The 1,778-nt window shown below is 47.9% G+C and carries 1 protein-coding gene; it reads right to left on the minus strand.

Annotation, left to right across the window (positions count from 1 at the left end):
• Nucleotides 1-306: 306 nt before the first annotated feature.
• Entirely contained in the window at nucleotides 307-1,263 is a 957-nt protein-coding gene (locus HMPREF9193_RS08900; RefSeq protein ID WP_021687789.1) for a formylglycine-generating enzyme family protein, read from the minus strand.
• Nucleotides 1,264-1,778: the final 515 nt, after the last annotated feature.

Consider the following 1,778-nt stretch of genomic DNA (forward strand, 5'->3'; position numbering starts at 1 on the left):
GGCGGTCATTCCAAATAGCGCAATGAGCGCTAAACCGATAAATAAAATTGTTTTTACTCTGTGTTTCATAAAAACCTCCTTAAAAGATACTTTTATTTAGGGAAGGGAAGACACTCGCTGAAAAATGTACGTCCATGTACATTTTTCAGCATCGAGTATTTTTGCTTACGCAAAAAACTCGACGTACCCTTTTCCTGTACGGGCATCCTGCCCGCTTTCACTCCCTTAAAACCGTATGTTCAATATATCTTTAAGTGTGAGCAATTCTTCAGAATTGCGAACTTAAAGCCGGTTATCTGCGAACAATTAGGGGCGCGAGACCACACGAAAGCCAAGGCTCGTGCTGGTGGTAAAAGGCGTGTAGCCGTTCCGATAGGCACGAGAAACTTTTGACGCGTCATGGTACCAGCTGCCGCCGCGAATGATGCGGTAAGTACCGGAAGCTCCCCCCGTCGGGTCAGTCTGTCCACTCGCGGGTGTACCGCTACTATGCCAGTCCCAGCACCATTCTTCAACATTGCCGCTCATGTCGTATAAGCCGTAGCCGTTCGCTTGATTCTTCTTTACTTCGTGTGTTTTGCTACCGCTGTTTGCATTATACCACGCATAGTTTTTAAGCTGCGTCGAAGCATTCGTCCCTGCCCATTTGTCATCCGTGCCGCCTTTGGCTGCCCATTCCCATTCGGCCTCGGTCGGCAGTCGGAAGCCGTTTTTGCTTCTGTCCAATATGGTGTTATTCCAGTCCGCATTATCTACTGCAGGTATAGCGTTGTATGCAAGCGTTGAAAAATCTATCGGATTTCCGCCAACCGTTACCGTATAACACGGCTCAAGTCCCTGCTTCAGGCTGAGCTTATTGCAAAACGCTATACAATCATACCAGCTTACTCTTTCCACCGGTCGTTTTGCCTGTTCCTCGCCGCTTTCAGGATTGCCGTTAAAACTGCTCGGTTTATTGTTCATTACCGCTTCATACAGTTTCTGTGTTACTTCCGTCTCTCCTATCAGGTAGGCGGAAAGGCTTACCGTATGTGGTGCATTATTGCTGCTGTTATCGCTGTGCCCTATACTTCCGTTTGTTACGGCGGCAATGACCTTCATCGTAAAGTCTACTCCGTCTACCGTGTAGGTTTTATCGACAGGCGGCAGGGATGGTGTTTCTCCGCCGCCGGAACCGCCCGCATTGTTCGGGCAGGCTGTCATTCCAAATAGCGCAACAAGCGCTAAACCGATAAATAAAAATGTTTTTACTTTGTGTTTCATAAAAAACCTCCTTAAAAAATGCTTTATTCTCAAGGGAGAGAGAGGCAACCCCGTTCAGGGCAGGGTTTCCTCTCTCTCCCTAAAACCCTCTCTCTCCTTCCCGCACTGTGAACATACAGTTTTTCTTCGTACATTCGACAATGCAGGATAATCTGCCACGGATGGCAGTAAAAGCCATTCGTTCCCGAGTTTGCACACGCAGACAATACCCGTTTTTATCTTTGTCCCGTACACGGATGTACGGGAAACTTGCAAGTATATGAGTTTCAGCGCCGCTGAAACTCGGGTTGAAAACTGTGCAGGACGCACGGTTTTCATACAAACTCGCCGTACTTTTCCCCGTGAGGGCATCCTGCCCACTTTCACTCCCCAAATAAGCCTTTTATCCGTTCCGACATGCGATGTTTTCCGTAAGGAAAACTCGGGTTGAAAACCGTGCAGGACGCACGGTTTTCATACAAGGTCGGAAACGCTGTATGTTCTCGAGTTTGCGGAGCAAACTCGAGTTGTGAATT

This window comes from Treponema lecithinolyticum ATCC 700332 (genome assembly GCA_000468055.1).
GTDB classification, from domain to species: Bacteria; Spirochaetota; Spirochaetia; order Treponematales; family Treponemataceae; genus Treponema_C; species Treponema_C lecithinolyticum.

What these genes read in the sequence shown, in the direction of transcription:
- HMPREF9193_RS08900 (WP_021687789.1), bottom strand. Translation starts at nt 1,263, where the DNA reads ATGAAACACAAAGTAAAAACATTTTTATTTATCGGTTTAGCGCTTGTT.